The sequence below is a fragment of the Bacillus sp. 196mf genome (genome assembly GCF_003217275.1).
GTDB lineage: Bacteria > Bacillota > Bacilli > Bacillales > Bacillaceae_G > Bacillus_A > Bacillus_A thuringiensis_S.
On the sequence record NZ_QJTG01000038.1, the window covers coordinates 1 to 337 of the forward strand.

Genomic DNA, 337 nt, shown 5'->3' on the forward strand with positions numbered 1-337 from the left:
AGAGCAATCAGTTGAAGAAGAAGCACCGGTCGTAGAAGAGCAATCAGTTGAAGAAGAAGCACCGGTCGTAGAAGAGCAATCAGTTGAAGAAGAAGTGCCGGTCGTAGAAGAACAACCCGTTGTAAAAAAAGAAGAACCAAAACGTGAGAAAAAGCGTCATGTACCATTTAATGTTGTTATGTTGAAACAAGATAGAACACGATTAATGGAAAGACATGCAGCTAGAGCAAATGCAATGCAGCCTTCTGCTAATGTACGAGTAGAGAATAAGCCAGTACAACAAGAGGTAGCAGAACCACAAGTGGAAGAACAGCCAATGCAGCAGGTGGTAGTAGAA

Annotated in this window: 1 protein-coding gene; it reads left to right on the forward strand. The window is 42.4% G+C overall.

The window, feature by feature from the left end; genetic code table 11:
• A partial coding sequence (locus ATL10_RS27720) for a hypothetical protein (RefSeq protein ID WP_142670019.1) occupies window positions 1–337 on the forward strand: 337 nt, incomplete at both ends.